At 59.5% G+C, this 16,665-nt stretch carries 13 protein-coding genes, 1 tRNA gene and 1 pseudogene; 7 read left to right on the forward strand and 8 right to left on the reverse strand.

Annotated elements, in window-relative coordinates:
• The coding region (locus tag VN887_14615) for a hypothetical protein (GenBank protein ID HXT41241.1) at positions 1–1,093 on the reverse strand (1,093 nt) is incomplete at its 3' end.
• 21 nt (positions 1,094–1,114) lie between these two features.
• Positions 1,115–2,389, reverse strand: a complete 1,275-nt coding sequence (locus tag VN887_14620) for a glutamate-5-semialdehyde dehydrogenase (protein HXT41242.1) — start codon at positions 2,387–2,389, stop codon at positions 1,115–1,117.
• A 326-nt stretch (positions 2,390–2,715) separates the two neighbouring features.
• On the opposite strand from VN887_14620, the pseudogene VN887_14625 reads away from it, so the two are divergent.
• A pseudogene (locus VN887_14625) lies at positions 2,716–3,162 on the forward strand (septal ring lytic transglycosylase RlpA family protein).
• Between the two features lie 135 nt (positions 3,163–3,297).
• Here the strand turns inward: VN887_14625 and VN887_14630 are convergent.
• The 6 genes from VN887_14630 to VN887_14655 all read right to left on the reverse strand — a co-directional run bounded on the left by VN887_14630 (position 3,298) and on the right by VN887_14655 (position 9,779).
• Entirely contained in the window at positions 3,298–4,083 is a 786-nt protein-coding gene (locus VN887_14630; protein HXT41243.1) for an MBOAT family protein, read from the reverse strand.
• Positions 4,084–4,142: 59 nt separating this feature from the next.
• Positions 4,143–5,423 carry an amino-acid N-acetyltransferase gene (argA, locus tag VN887_14635; protein HXT41244.1) on the reverse strand — a complete coding sequence of 427 codons (1,281 nt, stop codon included), beginning with the start codon at positions 5,421–5,423 and terminating at the stop codon, positions 4,143–4,145.
• A 108-nt stretch (positions 5,424–5,531) separates the two neighbouring features.
• Positions 5,532–6,638: a histidinol-phosphate transaminase gene (gene hisC / locus VN887_14640; protein HXT41245.1), complete on the reverse strand. Its 1,107-nt coding sequence runs from the start codon at positions 6,636–6,638 to the stop codon at positions 5,532–5,534.
• On the reverse strand, positions 6,635–7,744 hold the full coding sequence (locus VN887_14645; GenBank protein ID HXT41246.1) for an AAA family ATPase: 1,110 nt from the start codon (positions 7,742–7,744) through the stop codon (positions 6,635–6,637). The genes hisC and VN887_14645 overlap by 4 nt, the downstream gene beginning before the upstream one ends.
• Before the next feature lie 55 nt (positions 7,745–7,799).
• Positions 7,800–8,852: a phosphate acyltransferase gene (locus VN887_14650; GenBank protein ID HXT41247.1), complete on the reverse strand. Its 1,053-nt coding sequence runs from the start codon at positions 8,850–8,852 to the stop codon at positions 7,800–7,802.
• Positions 8,853–8,918: 66 nt separating this feature from the next.
• Positions 8,919–9,779: a serine/threonine-protein kinase gene (locus VN887_14655; protein ID HXT41248.1), complete on the reverse strand. Its 861-nt coding sequence runs from the start codon at positions 9,777–9,779 to the stop codon at positions 8,919–8,921.
• Between the two features lie 114 nt (positions 9,780–9,893).
• On the opposite strand from VN887_14655, the gene VN887_14660 reads away from it, so the two are divergent.
• The 6 genes from VN887_14660 to tuf all read left to right on the forward strand — a co-directional run bounded on the left by VN887_14660 (position 9,894) and on the right by tuf (position 16,516).
• Complete coding sequence (locus tag VN887_14660; GenBank protein ID HXT41249.1) at positions 9,894–10,805, forward strand: CPBP family intramembrane glutamic endopeptidase; 912 nt, start codon at positions 9,894–9,896, stop codon at positions 10,803–10,805.
• The gene (locus VN887_14665) at positions 10,802–11,551 is read left to right on the forward strand and encodes a ComF family protein (protein ID HXT41250.1); all 750 of its coding nucleotides are present in this window, start codon (positions 10,802–10,804) and stop codon (positions 11,549–11,551) included. Before VN887_14660 ends, VN887_14665 begins: the two co-directional genes overlap by 4 nt.
• A gap of 105 nt (positions 11,552–11,656) precedes the next feature.
• Positions 11,657–12,634 (forward strand): acetyl-CoA carboxylase, carboxyltransferase subunit beta, encoded by a 978-nt coding sequence (gene accD / locus VN887_14670; protein HXT41251.1) that lies wholly within the window; start codon positions 11,657–11,659, stop codon positions 12,632–12,634.
• A gap of 170 nt (positions 12,635–12,804) precedes the next feature.
• The gene (locus tag VN887_14675) at positions 12,805–14,865 is read left to right on the forward strand and encodes an acetyl xylan esterase (GenBank protein ID HXT41252.1); all 2,061 of its coding nucleotides are present in this window, start codon (positions 12,805–12,807) and stop codon (positions 14,863–14,865) included.
• Positions 14,866–15,206: 341 nt separating this feature from the next.
• A tRNA-Thr gene (locus VN887_14680) sits at positions 15,207–15,282 on the forward strand.
• A 46-nt stretch (positions 15,283–15,328) separates the two neighbouring features.
• On the forward strand, positions 15,329–16,516 hold the full coding sequence (gene tuf / locus VN887_14685; GenBank protein ID HXT41253.1) for an elongation factor Tu: 1,188 nt from the start codon (positions 15,329–15,331) through the stop codon (positions 16,514–16,516).
• Positions 16,517–16,665: the final 149 nt, after the last annotated feature.

Below are 16,665 nucleotides of genomic sequence, written 5' to 3' on the forward strand. Positions count from 1 at the left end.
ATCCTTTGAGCGCACCGTCCACCGCCGCGCCCCAGTCCGCGTGCGAAAGGTCGCTGCCCAGATAAACACTTCGCGCGCCCCAGGCGTGCTCTGAAAAGCCCGACGCTTTCAATATCAATTCACGCTCCTTTTGCGACAGCGCCTTGAGCTGCTGCCAGTCGGTCAGGCCGAGTTCGGGGATCACCGCCTGCGGCGGCAACGGCGCGGGATCGAGGACCCAGGTGTAAGGGACGAGTTTGAGCAGCCGTTGAAAAAAGGCCTCGCCCAGTTCGCGCCGCCAGAAGTCGCGCAGATGGCGGTTCCACAGCAACGCGAAGAGCATTTTTTCCTCGAAGATCGGCCGGGGAGGCGGTGTCAGCCGGATTTGCAGGTTGATGGCGGCGTCGAACAGCGCGCCGGCAGCGGGCACGTTCGGCAGATCGAACAACTCGAAAAATCGATAGACCGCGTCGCCGTCGGCGAAGGGAAACGGGGTTGCATCGCGCGGCAGGAAGCATCGCTCCAGGGAATTGAGCTGGTGGCACAGCCATTCCATTTCGGGCCGGTATGTGGCGGCCTCCTGCGAAATGACCACATGGATGTTGCGCGCTTCGCCGAAGATTCCCGCGAAACCGCGCGCCATGCCGTCCGCGCCGCCAATCACTTTTTCACCGAGCTGCGCGTAGGTCTGGTTCAGCCAGGCCGTCAAGCCAATGCCGCCGGGCACCGCGTCCAGTTCCGTGAGCGCCAACCCGTGGTCCGTGAGCAGCAGATCGGGGCGGATGACCCGTGGCAATTCGTTCTTCATCGCGTGGGAGCGCTGAAGCGCGATCAGTCCCTCCGGCTTTCCCCGGTCGAGCCACGCCGCGACCCAGCCGGGCATTTTCCCCGCCACGCTCTGCCGGTAGAGCAGATTGACGGCGCGATTGAACTGGTGCAGCACGCGGCCCAGTGATTCCAGTTCCCTCACCAGTTCCGCGCCCAGCGCAAACGCGGCCGGCGGGATCCGCCAGTCCAGGTCCGCGAACAACCCGCCCCGGGGGATTTGGTTGCGAATGAATTCCGCACGATCGGCGGCGGAACTGGTTGCCGTTGGAGCGGACGCGGGATTCACGGTGTTTTTTTGTCTGCGGGCTCAGACGCGCACTTGACCGTTGCCAATGCCGACCCATTTGTAGGTGGTCAATTCGTCCAGGCCCATCGGACCACGCGCTCCAACTTTGTCCGTGCTGATGCCGATTTCCGCGCCCATGCCAAACTCACCGCCGTCCGTGAAGCGCGTCGAGGCGTTCCAATAGACCGCCGCCGAATCGACTTCCGCGAGGAACTGTTTCGCGTGCGCTTCGTTTTTCGTGACGATGCTGTCGGAATGAGCCGAGCCGTAGTGGTTGATGTGATCGATGGCCTGTCGCACGCCGTCCACGACGCGGATGTTGAGGACGTAATCGTTGTACTCGGTGAAGTAGTCAGCCTCGCCCACCGGTTGCAGGTCGCAGATCGCGGATTGGAGGATGGCGCGCGTCGCGTCGTCGGCCCGGAGCCGGACCTTTTTTTCGCCCAGTTTGCGGTCAATCGCGGGCAGGAATCCCGCGGCGACGGCTTTGTCCACAAGCAGGGTTTCCATTGCGTTGCACACGGCCGGCCGCTGGCACTTCGCGTTCATGACGATTTCGGCTGCCATTTTCAGATCGGCGTCGGCGTCCACGAACACATGGCAGACACCCTTGTAGTGTTTGATGACCGGGACTTTCGAGCACTCCGTCACCATGCGGATAAGCCCCTCGCCGCCGCGCGGCATGCAGAGATCAACGTATTGCGTGAGGGACAGCAGTTCTCTGATCGCTTCGCGGTCGGTCGTCGCGACGACCTGAATCGCATGAGCGGGAAAACGCGGAAGGTTTTGTCGCGCCGCCTCGACCATGATTTCGGCGATGACACGGTTGGAGTTCAACGCCTCTTTGCCTCCGCGCAGTATCGTCGCGTTGCCGGACTTGAAACAAAGGCTCGCAGCGTCCGCGGTGACATTCGGTCGCGACTCATAGATGATGACGACGACGCCGATGGGCACTGAGATTTTTTGGAGCCTGAGTCCGTTTGGGCGCGTCCGTTCGGTCAAGATTCTTCCGATGGGATCCGCGAGGGCCGCGATTTCGCGCAGACCTTTTGCCATTTCTGCCACTCGTTTGTCATCGAGTTTGAGTCGGTCAAGCATCGCGGGCGAGAGGCCCACCTGCACGCCAGCTTCCAGGTCGCGCGCATTCGCCTTTTTGATGTCGTCGCGGTTTTGTTCCAGCGCCGTGGCCATCGCCTGCAGGCAATCGTTTTTCTCCGCGGTCGTCAGCCTGGCCAGCTCGCGCGACGCCGCTCTGGCTTGTTGAGCCAATTGCGTCATCTGTTCCGTCAGTGTCACGGCACGAAGTTAATCCAAAACCGTAAAGTTAAAAGCCGGAAGTTGCGAATGTCCCGGTCCACATCCTCGAAACTGAAAACGGGACATTAAAAGAATGGTGAGCCATTGTTCCACTTTGCGACACGTGCGGGAGGGGATCCATTTTCAATCGAGAGCCTCTTTTGTCCATCCCCGCCCGTCTCAACGGTTTTCCAGACTTATTCACAACGCTTCTATTTTCGGGCCTCGCCCTGAGGTCGTTCTCACTTTGCCCAGCAGTTCGCGTGGCATGAACACTGCGAGGTCACAGGTATTGATCGGCAAAGCGAATCAACAACTGATGTCTCATGAAAGCCGCGTCTCCGCAGAGCAAAAACCGTCTCGCGCTCCTGCTCCTTCCTTTGTCGGTGTTCCTGCTCGTCCTGGGATGGAACGCAGGTTCGCGCCCGGCATTTGCGAAAAAGGAAACGAGGATTTCGCGAAGTGAAGCCGCCCCCGCATCTCGTATGACGCAAACCGGGATCGCCTCCTATTACGGCGAACGGTATCAGGGCCGGAAGACCGCGAGCGGCGAATTATTTGACATGAACAAACTCACCGCCGCGCATCGCTCGCTTCCTTTTGGCACGGCGGTTCGCGTCACGAACCTGACCAACCACCGTTCCGTGGTGGTTCGAATCAACGATCGTGGGCCGTATGTCGGAGACCGGATCATCGATCTTTCTCTGGAGGCAGCGCGGCAGCTCGACATGATGGCGGCCGGCATCGTGCAGGTGCGGATGGAGGCAATTGACGCAAAAGAACAGCCGGCTGCGGACATTACGTTGCAAGGCGACGAGAGACGTCTGGCAGTATTGATGCCGGGACGGCCCACCCGGGGAGACAGATATCAAATCAGTTCTGACGTTCCCTGAAATAGACTCCCGGCATCACCGCCAAAGCTGGAGCGTCCGCAACAGGGCTTCGTTGACAATCAGAGGTGCCGGCCCGACCACGACGAGCCACGCAAAACAGGCGTTCGCTGTCCCGCGTCGCCGAATAAAGTTTCGTTTAACAAGGATACCCGCGGCCTGCAGGCCGAAGTACAGCATCATCGAACCGAAAGGGGCGTGACCGGTGGTAAGCCAGAGGCTGAAGTTGAGAACAAATTCATGCATCACGCCGGAAATCAGGAATACCACGACCAGGGCTCGCAAGGGCGCTCTTCGTTGGCGATGGAGGATGACCTGCCGGAACCAGTCGCTGAACCAGAGGTTCCAACGCCGCCCCCAGAACTCAGCCAGGGTGCGCGCGACAACGACGCGGTCGTGCGGCAGGGGCACCCGTTTTCCGGTCAGCAGATAGAAAGCGCGCACGGTCGGTCCACCTGCTTCGCCCATCAGCCAGACCAACGGCGCGCCCAGATAACTCAACCACTCTCCCGAAAGACTCAGCCTTCTGACCAACTGCCAGTAAACCCAGTGAGCGAACAAAAATGCGGCGATCGTCCAACCACACCGAAAGAGAGTCCGGCGGACATCTCTTGGCGAAGCGACATCCACCCGGCGCAAGGAATTCACGGAAGGCAGGGGAGAGAAAATGAAGAACAGGAAGTTCCGTGGCCGCTGACCAGAGCAGAGCAGGCTCACGGCTTTCATGAATGCTCCGAGCAGCGCCACGGCTGCGATAAATGCCAGGGTCATCCTCCAGTCGGCAACGGCGAGAATCGGTTTCACGCTGTTTTGGACAGTCCGCCGTGGAAAGCCTCACTGTTCGTGCGATCCGCCGTCAGCGGTCACTTCAGTTTTTTCACCAACACCTTCGACTTGCGGCCGCTCTGCTCGTATTTTTCGCGACGCGCCAAGGGCAGATCGTCGGGGGTGCCTTCGACGAAACCGCCTTTCGACTGGAAGTAGGTGAACGCCTGGGTCGAGAGCGTGAGCAATTCGTTGAGGCCGAGTTCGCGCGCTTTGCTTTCGGTGAACTGGATCAATTTGCGGCCAATGCCCTGGTTTTCGTGCGAGGGGTTGACGTAGAGGCAGGCAAGCTCGCCCTTCTTCTGATCGGGATAGACCTGCAGGGCGACGCAGGCGACAGGGTTTTTATCGATCTCGAATATGTGGAAATCGCCGATGTTCTTCTCGATGCTCGCGCGCGAACGCTTGACGAGTTCCTCCGACTCCACGGCCTTCTTGGTCAGCATCTGAATCGCGCGAACATCCTTCTTTTTGGCCGGACGAATCTGCTGGTATTCGTTGGCGTAGATGAGCGTGCCGATGCCTTCGTTGGAAAAAACCTCGGCGAGCAAACCTTCATCGACGCGTCCGTTGATGATGTGAACCCGCTGGATTCCCTCCTTGCAGGCGGCGGCGGCGTGCAGCGCTTTGGACAGGATTTCCGGGGCAAAGAGGCTCTTGTTTTGCGCGAGCAGGTCTGCCAGTTCGCCGACGAGCATCTGGCGGATCAACTGACCCTGGTAGATCAAACCTTCCTGCGTGCTGATGTAAATCAGCTTGATCGCGCCCAGTCCTTTGGCGACTTCGAGGGCCACGCTGTCGGAATTGACACGATAGGTCTTGCCGTCGCCGTCGAAACCGAGCGGCGGCACGACCGGAACGATGCCTTGCGCGAGCAGCGTTTGCAGCAGCTCGGTGTCCACGCGCTCGACCTTGCCGGTGAACAGATGGTCCACACCCTGGAGAATGCCCATCGGATGCGCAGTGATCGCGTTCGAACAGGCAGCGCGCAGATCGTTCGCGCTCAGGCCCTCGAGGATTTCGTGCGTGAGCCGGTTCGCCCCCGTCAACGCGAGCTTGAGCGTCTCGGCGTCCGTGACGCCCGTGCCATCCAGGTCGGAAGCCTTTACCTTTTGTTGTTCGGCCAGCGCCTTGATCTGCGCGGCTGCGCCGTGGACGAGCACGACACGGATGTTCAGCGAACGCAGCACGGCGACATCGAGCAGGATATTGGCGAAGTTTTCGTCGGTGACGATGGCGCCATCGGCGGCGATGACGAAAATCTTCTCCCGGAAACGCGGAATGTATTGCAGGATGCCCCGCAGGTCGGTGGGTTTCACGTTTGTTGTTGCTTCGTTGCTTCGGGACGCATCGTCCCGATGTCAGACAGGAGGATAACTATTCCGTTTTTTTGCGGATTCAACTCCAATCTTTGAAACTGCGATTCGTCAGCGGCGTGCGGCGAGGATATTTTTCAACCCATTTACGCACCGGGCGTTCTGCTCCGGCGTGCCGACGGTGACTCGAATCCATTCCGGCAACTGATAGCCGTCCATCGGACGCGTGATGACACCGAGTTTTTGCAATCCACCAAACACCTGCGGGCCGTCGCCGACGCGAACGAGCACAAAGTTCGCATGTGAGGGGATGAATTCCAGGCCGAGCTCACGGAAGGCATCTTGCAAATAGTCGAGGCCAAGCTTGTTGTTGTTCCGCGTGCGGGACAGATGCTCCCCATCTTCGAGTGCCGCTAGCGCTCCGGCCTGGGCGATGGAATTGATGTTGAACGGTTGGCGCACTTTCTCCAGCGCCGCGATCAACTCCCGATGGCCGATGCCGTAGCCGAGCCGCAGTCCTGCAAGGCCAAAAATCTTGGAGAACGTCCGCATCAACAACAGATTTGGCTTTTCACCGGTGCGGATCAACGGCAGCAAATCCACCGGCTCGTCCAGAAAATCAACATAAGCTTCGTCCATGACGAGCAGCACGCGGTCGGGGATTTCGTCGACCAGCCTGACAATGTGTTCGGCTGGCGCGAGCGTGCCAGTGGGATTGTTCGGGTTGGCGACGAACATCACCCTCGTGTCCGGCGTAACGGCCTTGAGCATCGCCGGCAGATCGTGGCCGTAATTTCTGGCGGGAACCGAAACCAGTTTCGCGCCGAACAGGTGCGTGACGATGGGATAAACGGCGAAACAATACTGCGACACCACAACCTCCGCCCCCGGGTTCATCAACGCGTGACCGGCAAACTCGATGATTTCATTCGACCCATTGCCGAGGATGAGGTTCTCCGGCAGGACGCCGAGCTTTTCCGCCAGCTTTTGCCTGAGGCAAAACGCGTTGCCGTCCGGGTAAAGGTGCAGATTTTTCAACACGCTTTCCATCGCAGCGAGCGCGAGAGGAGACGGCCCCAGCGGATTTTCGTTGGATGCGAGCTTGATGATGTCGTCAACGGGCAGGCCGAGTTCGCGGGCGACTTCCTCAATGGGCCGTCCCGGTCGATACACGGGCAGATTCTCCAAAGCCGGGTTGACTGGAATTCGCGGCGTCATGGCGAAATTGCCTCGAGGATTTTTTCCACGTCCACGTGCTGGGCGATGAGGTCGCGGATGAGGGCGATTTTTTGGGAATCGTCCGGACGGGTCTTGACGGTCAGGTCGTGGACGTGCGAGGCAACGTCGTAGCTGTCACTGGCGACGGAGAGGACCGGGAAGGGCATTTTGTTGATGACCTTTTGCGAGGCGGCGCTCGGTTTAAGGTTGCGCGTCAGGATCATGCCCGCGAGTCCGCCTTCTTCCTCGCTGGAAAGAGTCGTCGCCACGGCGAGGATAATGTCTTCGCGGTCGCCCGGCGTGATGATCAGCACTCCTTTCCTGAACAGGTGGAGCGCGTTTTGCACGCCCATCGCGCCGATGAGCACTTCCTCCACCGGATTGTGAAAACCGTCCGTTACGTTGAGGGGCTCCGCGCGTAGTTCCTCGCGGATCAGGTCCATGGTCGGTTGGGAGAGAATCGGCTGGTGCGGCACGACGCCGAGCAGTTCCAGGCCCTTTCGTTTCAAACCGCGCCGGGCGAATTCCGTGATGTAATCGATCTTCTTTCCCAGCACCTTGTTGAGGATGACGCCGATGACCTCGACGCCTTCCTTCTCGAACAGCGCCTGGTTGAGCGAAACCTCGTCGATTGGTTTGCCGATGCCTCCTTGCGTCACGATGATGACCTTGGCTCCCAGTACCCGGGCCACGCGCGCGTTGGACAGGTCGAACACCGAGCCGACGCCGGCGTGGCCGGAGCCTTCGCACAGCACGAAGTCCTTCTCCCAGGCAACGCGATCGAAGGCGTTTTGAATCCGCCGCACCAGCACGTCATAATTGGATGACTCCAGGTATTTTCGCGTGAAGTCGGGCTCGACGGCGATCGGGCTCATGTCCACGAGCGGGCAATTGAGTTGATAGACCCGGTCCATCAACACGGTGTCTTCGTCGATCTTCTGCTCCTCGATTTCGACGAACCGTTGTCCAACCGGCTTGATGTAGCCGATGCGCGGATAAATATTTTGCAGCGCCGCGAGCAGGCCGAGCGAAGTGGTCGTTTTGCCGTCGTTCTGGCGCGTGGCGGCGATGAACACGCGGGGAGTGGTGGTGTTTTTCAGCGGCACGGCGGGTTCTTGGGGAGAAGACACTCGAGGAGGCGGGTTGACCGACGCGATTACTTCATTCACCGGGCAGCTTCTCGCCCGCGCCCGGATACAGCTTCCCGTACTCAACGGCCTGGACGCCGACGATGGCGGCGACGCCGAGGATGTCGTGCGCATTGGAACCGCGCGAAACATCCGCCGCGGGGCGATCGAGGCCGAGGAGGATCTGGCCGTAGGCGTTGGCGCGGGCGACGTGCTGGATCAGTTTGCTGGCGATGTTGCCGGAGTTGAGGTCAGGGAAGATCAGCACGTTGGCGTGACCGGCAACCTTGCTCGCCGGAACCTTGCGTTCCGCGATTTCCGGAACCAGCGCCGCGTCCACCTGTAACTCTCCGTCGAAATCCGCTTCGAGCAGTTTTTCGTGCGCCTTCTTTTCAGCGAGCGCGGCGGCGGCCTGAACCTTGCCGATGCTGGGGTGCGTGGCGCTGCCCTTGGTGGAATACGACAGCAGGGCCGCGCGCGGACGTCTGCCGAGGAGCTGTCGCGCCAGTTGCGCGGTGGACACCGCGATGTCCGCGAGCTGGTCCACCGTCGGGTCCGGGATGACGCCGCAATCCGCCATGAACATGACGCCGCTTTCGCCGAAGCGAGTGTCCTCGATTTCCATCACCATGCAGCTCGAAGCGGTGGACTGCTGCGGCGCGACCTTGATGATCTGGAAAAGCGGCCGCAGGACGCTGCCGGAAATCTCGTTCGTTCCGGAGACGAGACCATCGGCCTGGTGCATCGCCACCATCATGGCGCCGAAATAATTCGGCTTGAGCAACGCCTCGCGCGCCTCGCGTTCCTTGACGCCCTTGACCCGGCGCAGCAGCTCGAAACGGCGGGCGAAGTTGTCCAGTTCCTCGCTCTCCTCGGGATTGATGATGCGGATGCCCTCGATGGGGACGTTCAGCCGTTCGGCGGCTTCCTTGATTTTGGTCCGGTCGCCGAGCAGGATGGGCACTCCAAGGCGGAGCGAATAAAACTGGCGGGCCGCCTGCAAGACGCGAGGCTCGGTGCCCTCGGGAAACACGATCCGTTTCGGGTGCCGCTGCAGCTTTTCAATGATGTTGCCGATGAACCGCATGGCCGTTTAGTAACCGAGGGGGTGGCAAACTGCAACAGGGGAGTGCGAGCTTTTCCTGACGCAACCTTACACGTAGAGCGCGGCCTGCACGTCGCGGACCAGTACGCTCATGTAGGGATAGCGCTTGTCCGCGTCGCGTTCGAGGCATTTCAAGATCACTTTCTCGAGCGCTGCGGGAATGTCCGGATTCAATTCGCGCGGGGCGACGAACTCCAGGCTGCGGTCGAGCTGTTTGCGCAGGATGTCGTCAGCCGTGTCGCCGGCGAACGGTTTGCGGTTGGTGAGCAATTCGTAAGCCGAGACACCGTACGAGAAAATATCAGCGCGATGGTCCAGCGGTTGCCGGCGGATTTGTTCGGGCGCCATGTAAGCCGGTGTGCCGGGGTTTTCGGACATTTTTTTGGGCTTGTCGGGTTTGGGCTGGGCGGAATCGAAATCCACCAGCCGCACGCTGGCGTTGCGCGTGACCATGACGTTTTCGGGCTTGAAATCCAGGTGCATGAAACCGCTCTCGTGCACGTGCTCGAGCGCGATCGCCATGTCGATCAAAATGTTGCCGATGTTTTCGGTGAGTACCGGATCGTTGCGCGCGAAGAGCAGTTTCAGATTTTCGCCTTCGACATATTCCATCGCCAGGTAAAGATCGCCTTCAATCCTGCCGTGAGCGACGTAACTAATGACGTATTCGTGGTTGTGAATCCGGGAGAGGATTTCGCAGCCGCGGAGAAAACGGCGTTTGGCGGTAAAATTGAAACGGAGGTGATGGTGCAACAGGCGTATGGCCACCGGTTTGTTTTGCGCGTCAGTTGCGAGCCAGATGCTGGCCATGCCGCCGCTGTTGATCAGTTCCTGCAAAACGTAAGAACCGAACTGGCCGGGCTGGCGCAGCTCAACTCCGCCCGCTTCTGAGCGTCCAAATAAAGACATCGTAAAAACGCGCGCTGCTCTTTAGCACGCCAGCCGGTCCCGTGCCACGAATTTCTGGGCGGCGGGCCAGTTCCGGCTTGGCCGGAATGCAAACGACGACTATAACGTTCGCTCATGCGACCGGTTCGATCGCTGCTGTTCTATATGGGGTTTGTCTTTCTGGGGGGCGCGTTGCTGGCGCCGTGGTTGTACTGGTCGGCGCAGTTTCTTGCCATTCACTTTCCCGCGCTCGAAAAATTGGCCGGCAATCCGTTTCACCGGTTCGTCAACCGCTCGCTGCTTGCCATGGCGCTCATCGGGCTTTGGCCCTTTTTGCGCGGGCTGGGCGTGCGAACATTGCACGACATCGGCGTGGTCAAACCCGCCGGGCAGTGGCACCGGCTGGCGTACGGAGGTGCGATCGGGTTTTGTTCGCTGGCCTGCGTGGCGGGTACTGTTCTGGTTGTCGGCGCGCGAACCATGAATGGTGAAATCTCCGCCGCCAGGCTCGGCGAGAAAATGCTCGGCGCGGCGGTGACCGCCATCGTCGTGGCGGTGGTGGAGGAAATGTTGTTTCGCGGCGCGATCTTCGGCGCGCTTCGAAAAACATGTCGCTGGCCGGTCGCGCTGGCCATCAGCAGTGTGGTTTATGCCGCGGTCCATTTTTTCGGCAAGACTGACCCGGTGGCCGGAGTTTCATGGGCGTCGGGTCTTGCGGTGCTGCCGTTGATGCTGCGCGGTTTTGTGGACATCGAACAGGTCGTGCCGGGTTTTTTCAACCTGACGATGGCAGGTGCGTTGCTGGCGCTGGCGTACCAACGCACGGGCAACCTTTACTTTTCCGTCGGGCTGCACGGAGGGTGGATTTTCTGGCTCAAGTCGTATGGTTTCCTCACGCGCGAAGTGCCGGGCGCCCACGCGTGGTTTTGGGGGACAAGCAAAATGGTGGACGGCTGGCTCGCGCTGCCGGCGCTCGCAGCAGTATTGATGGTTCTCGGGAGACTGTTGCCGCGCGGGAAAAGCGCCGGAAACGCTTCGAGCGCATGAATCCGACGGCGCCGCAAGCGGGATTGAAAAGCTGGCTTGATGCCGGGCTCGCCTTTTTTTATCCTCCGGTTTGCCAACTCTGTTATTCCGAGTCCGCGACGACCGTGGATGGGTACGTTGGAGCGCGTTGCTGGCAGAGCGTGCGCTTCATCAAACCGCCGTTCTGCGAGTGTTGTGGCCTGCCGTATGAAGGCGAAATTACGACACACTTTGAATGCAGCAACTGCCGGGAGATGGAACTCCACTTCAGGTTCGCGCGTGCCGCGGTGGTCGCGGGCAAGCTCGTGCTCGAGGTCATCCACCGTTATAAATATCAACGGGCTCTCTGGTTCGAGCCGTTTCTGGTCGATCTGCTGTTGCGCGCCTCCCGATCCACGCTCGGCTCCGGGCGCTGGGACATGATCGTTCCCGTGCCATTGCACCCTTTGAAAAAACGCGAACGCGAATTCAACCAGGCCGAACGGCTGGCCGAACGCCTGGGCGCGGTTGTTCGGATTCCGGTGAACACACGCGTGTTGCGGCGCGTCGAACCCACCCGGACGCAGACGCTGCTCACGCGCGAGGAGCGCGCAGCGAACGTTCGCAACGCATTCGTTGTCCGGCCCGGTTGCCAACTCGACGGCGGACGGGTTATCATCGTGGACGACGTGTTGACCACCGGCGCCACGACGAGTGCCTGCGCCCGCGCGTTGCGAAAGGCCGGTGCCAGCGACGTCGGGGTGTGGACGGTTGCGCGCGGGTTATAATTTATGAGAGTTTCCTTTGAGCCGAACCCAGCGGATAGTTTGAGAGTCCCGTCGGCCCCTTGCCCTCGTCCCCTGACAGTCAACCCTCAACCTGATTATTGAGCCATGTCCACGACCACTTTCACTAAAAAGGCCCTGGGTCTGGAATCCGTCGAGCCGGCCGTGACTCCACCGCCCGCCGGGACTGAGGCCACGTTCACAAAAAAGCCGAAACTGGGATCGACCAAATCGAAGAAACGCGACATTCCGGAAGGTCTGTGGACGAAGTGCCCGAAATGCTCGACGATGATCTTCGACAAGGAACTGGACGACAACCTCAAAGTCTGCGTCAAATGCGGACACCATTTTCCGATTGGCGCACGCGAGCGCATCAATGCGCTCGTCGAGACCTGCACGTTCGAGGAGATGGACGCGGACATGACCAGTGTGGACCCGCTGAGATTTGTCGATCGGATTCCTTACACCACCCGCATTCAGGAACATCAGACCTCCACCCGATTGAAGGATGCGGTCATCACCGGAATCTGCAAAATCAACGACCATCGGGTGGCGCTCGGCGTGATGGATTTCAGTTTCATCGCCGCGACCCTGGGATCCGTGGTGGGCGAAAAGCTGACGCGGCTGATTGAAAAGGCGACGGAGAAAGAATTGCCGTTGATCATCATTTCCACCAGCGGCGGCGCACGGATGCAGGAAGGCATGCTGAGTCTGATGCAGATGGCCAAGACCTGCGGTGCGCTGGCGTATCACGCCGAAGCGAAGCTCCCTTACATCAGTGTGCTAACGCACCCGACCACCGCCGGCGTCATGGCCAGCTACGCGAGCGTGGGAGACCTCATCCTCGCCGAACCGGGCGCGATGATTGGATTTGCCGGACCGCGCGTGATTAAAGACACCACGCAAGCGGAGTTGCCGCCGGGGTTTCAGACCGCGGAATTCCTCATGGATCACGGCCTCATTGACGCCATCGTGCCGCGAAAGGAAATGAAGGAACGCTTTACCGACTACCTCGAATTCCTGACCGAGCGCATAAAGAAAGCGGCCGCGCCGCGCCGCGGTGAGGACAGTGACACGCGCCAGTGAACGGAAGTCCGCACCCGACTTTTTGCTGTTGTTCCGAACAGGGATCTGAGAGCAACCGCGCGGCCGCGCCGAGCTGACTTCGAGTCCATTCGCGTGTTTCCGGACGAAAATCAGTGAGTGAGGCGAAACTTGTTCCGTTTGGTTTGGTTTGCTAGCATCAAGCCAGTCGCATGAACTCCAACCTTTATCCACTACTGGTCCTGGTCGTTTCGTTTTTTGCGTCACCGCGCGCTTTCCCGGGGCAAACGTTGCCTGCTTCCGATCAACGCGCCGCGAACTTCAAGGATTTGAACACACCGCGCACGTTTCCGAAAATCGAGTCGAGGGCGGCATGGGAGGCGCGCGCCAAAGAAATTCGCGAACAGATCCTTGTCAGTTGCGGACTGTGGCCGTTGCCGGAGAAAACGCCGCTGGGTGCCCATATTTTTGGGAAAGTCGAACGCGATGGCTACAGCGTCGAGAAGGTTTATTTCCGACCCTACCCCGGCTTCTATCTCGCGGGAAATCTGTATCGGCCACTCGGCAAAGGGAACGGTCCGTTTCCTGCAGTTCTGAATCCGCATGGCCACTGGTCGAATGGACGAATGGCTGACACAAGCGAGGGGAGCATTGCAGCGCGCTGCATTAATTTAGCCAAACAAGGGATGATTGCGTTTTCCTACGACATGGTCGGCTACAATGATACCCGGTTTCCGGACTGGCCTGCAGGCGAGGAATTCTACAAAACACATCGGCGTTTCGGCACGAACGAGGTGAACCTGCTCTGGAATATCAGTCTGATGGGATTGCAGACCTGGAACAGCATCCGCGCTCTTGATTTTCTGGAGTCGCTGCCCGACGCGGACAAATCGCGGCTCGCCTGCACTGGCGCATCGGGAGGCGGCACGCAAACATTCATCCTCGGCGCCGTGGACGACCGGCTGGCGGCACAGGCGCCGGCGGTGATGGTTTCGCACTCGATGCAGGGCGGCTGTTCGTGCGAGAACGCGCCCGGCCTGCGCGTGGAGTACTCGAACATGGAAATAGCCGCCGCTCCCGCGCCGCGGCCGCAGATCATGATCGCGGCGACCGGCGACTGGACGAAAATGATGCTGACGGTTGAAGGCCCCGCAGTAGCGGGCATCTACAAGTTATTCAACAAGGAAGATCAGTTGCGTTACGTGCGTTTCGATTTCAACCACAACTATAATCAGACGAGCCGCGAGGCGGTATACGGCTGGTTCGACCAGTGGTTGCTCGGGCAGCCGGGCTCGCCATCAACCAGAGAGGCGCCCTACACCAAGGAACCAGACTCCGACCTGCGCGTTTTTCCGGATGGCAGGCTGCCGGACGACGCGCTGACCGAACGCGCGTTCGTCCGGTCACTGGTCAAGAGGGGCGAAGCCCAGCTGGAACGATTACGCCCTCGCGATCAGGCGTCTCTGGAGAAATTCAGGAGGGAAATGACTCCCGCATGGAAACACACTTTACAGATCAGTTTTCCCGAGAGTGACGTGCTCGTTGAAGCTGGTGAAGTCCGGAATGTAGGAGACTATGTGGTCTCGACGCTTGCAGTCGGCCGGGCAGGCAAAGGAGACCGGCTGCCCGTGTTGATGATTTCGCCGAAGCGCGACGCTTTGCGAAACCTTGTCGTGCTCGCGCATCCGGATGGCAAGTCGGCATGGCTCGACAGGAGCGGCGCGCCAGTCGGTCTCGCCAGGAAAATCCTGGACCGCGGCAATTCGGTGATACTGTTCGACGCATTCCGGACGGGCGAACTGGCCAGTGAAGCCGCGCAGGCGCGCAGGCATCAGGATCTCTTTTTCACCGCCTATAATCGTACCGATTTACAGGAGCGAGTTCAGGACTGTGCCACGGTTTGCTCATTTGCGCAGGCGCACACGAAAGGTCGTCGGGTCATCCTCTGTGGGACAGAGCGCGCGGGCTTGTGGGCTTTGCTCGCCGCGCCCGCGGCGGCGTCGGTAGCAGCCGATTGCGATTTGCTTGATTCGGGCGACGATTCTGTCCTGATGGAACCGGACCTGTTCGTCCCCGGCCTCCGGAGAATCGGCGGTTTTGCCGGTGCCGCTGCGTTGGCCGCGCCTCACCCGCTCTTGCTGTTCAACACGGGAAAGAATTTTTCTACAACCCTGCTTCAAGGCGCTTATACGGCGGCCGGGGCCTCGGGCATGTTTCGCGCTGAACAGCAGCGGCCAACGGACGACGCGCTTGCCGATTGGCTGGACAAATGAGCGGTGGCACTCCGGGCCGAATCCACACGTTTCCCATTCATGCACGGCGGAACGATGACACTTCGGCCCCGGGCACCGAAAGCCTGCACGGTTTGGTCGACGCAAGTTGTTCCGGAACTGGTTTGACGGCAATGAACAGAATATCTGGCGTTTTACGTTGGAATGGGAAAATAAAAAGAAAAACCGTTGACAGGGTGTACTGCCTTAAATAGTTTGTTTGCGTCCGCTGGACCGCGAATAACTGGAAGATCATTGGCCCCTGCGATTTCGCAAAGGAAAGGATGGGGTCAATGGTGTTTTGTCGTTTTTTCCGGGAGTCAGGATTTTGAGATTTGGCTATTGCCCATGTAGCTCAGTTGGCAGAGCACGTCCTTGGTAAGGACGAGGTCATCAGTTCAATCCTGATCATGGGCTCCAGTTCATGCTTTAACGAAACTAAAACTAAAAAACAGCAGGAAATCGCATGGCAAAAGAAGCGTTTCAAAGAACCAAGCCGCACGTGAACGTCGGCACGATTGGGCACGTTGATCATGGCAAGTCCACCCTGACCGCAGCCATCGTACAGGTGCAGTCGCGCAAGAGTCTGGCCAAGGCCATTTCTTACGCAGAAATCACCAAGGGCGGCACGGTCCGCGACGCCACCAAAACAGTGACCATCGCAGTTTCTCACGTCGAGTATGAAACCGCCACACGCCACTATGCGCACGTGGACTGTCCCGGACACGCGGATTACGTGAAAAACATGATCACCGGCGCTGCGCAGATGGATGGAGCGATCCTCGTGGTCAGCGCCGCGGACGGTCCGATGCCGCAGACACGGGAGCACATCCTGTTGGCACGGCAGGTTGGCGTGCCGGCCATCGTCGTTTTCTTGAACAAGGTTGACCTTGCAGACGCGGATCTGCTGGATCTGGTGGACATGGAAATTCGCGATCTGTTGACCAAGTATGGATTTCCCGGCGACAAGACACCGATCGTCCGCGGCAGCGCGACTGCTGCTCTCGCAGGCAAGCCGGAAGGAGAAAAGGCGATCCAGGAGCTGATGGATGCGATTGACAGTTTTATTCCGTTGCCGCCGCGCGAGGTGGATAAGCCGTTTTTGATGTGCATTGAAGACGTGTTCAATATTGAAGGGCGCGGCACGGTTGTCACCGGCCGCGTGGAGCGGGGCGAGTTGGCGAAGATGTCAGAAGTCGAAATCGTGGGACTGAAGGATACCCGCAAGACGGTCGCGACGGACATCGAGATGTTTCGCAAGTTACTCGACAAGGCCAGTGCGGGTGACAACGTCGGCGTGCTTCTGCGCGGGATCAAGAAGGAAGAGGTCGAAAGGGGAATGGTGCTCGCCAAGCCAGGCACAATCACACCGCACACGAAATACAAGGCGGAGGTTTATGTGTTGTCGAAGGAGGAAGGCGGCCGACATACCCCCTTCTTCAGCAATTACCGTCCGCAGTTTTATTTTCGGACAACGGACGTAACAGGCACCGTCAAGCTGGCGCAGGGCGTCGAGATGGTCATGCCGGGCGATAACGTTTCCGTGGACATCGAATTGATCGCGCCCGTGGCGATGGAAAAAGGCCAGCGCTTCGCGATCCGTGAAGGTGGGCGCACGATCGGCGCGGGACGCGTGAGTGAAGTTGTCGCCTAGATCGACTGAAACACTTCGATGGAGAGCGGATCGACTCCGCCTCCGCATTTTCGTCCAGATTGAACGAACAAAAAATGACACGACGGCATGCCAGGGCGGTAGCTCAATTGGTAGAGTAGCGGTCTCCAAAACCGTCGGTTGGGGGTTCG

This window comes from Candidatus Angelobacter sp., assembly GCA_035607015.1.
Taxonomy (GTDB): domain Bacteria; phylum Verrucomicrobiota; class Verrucomicrobiia; order Limisphaerales; family AV2; genus AV2.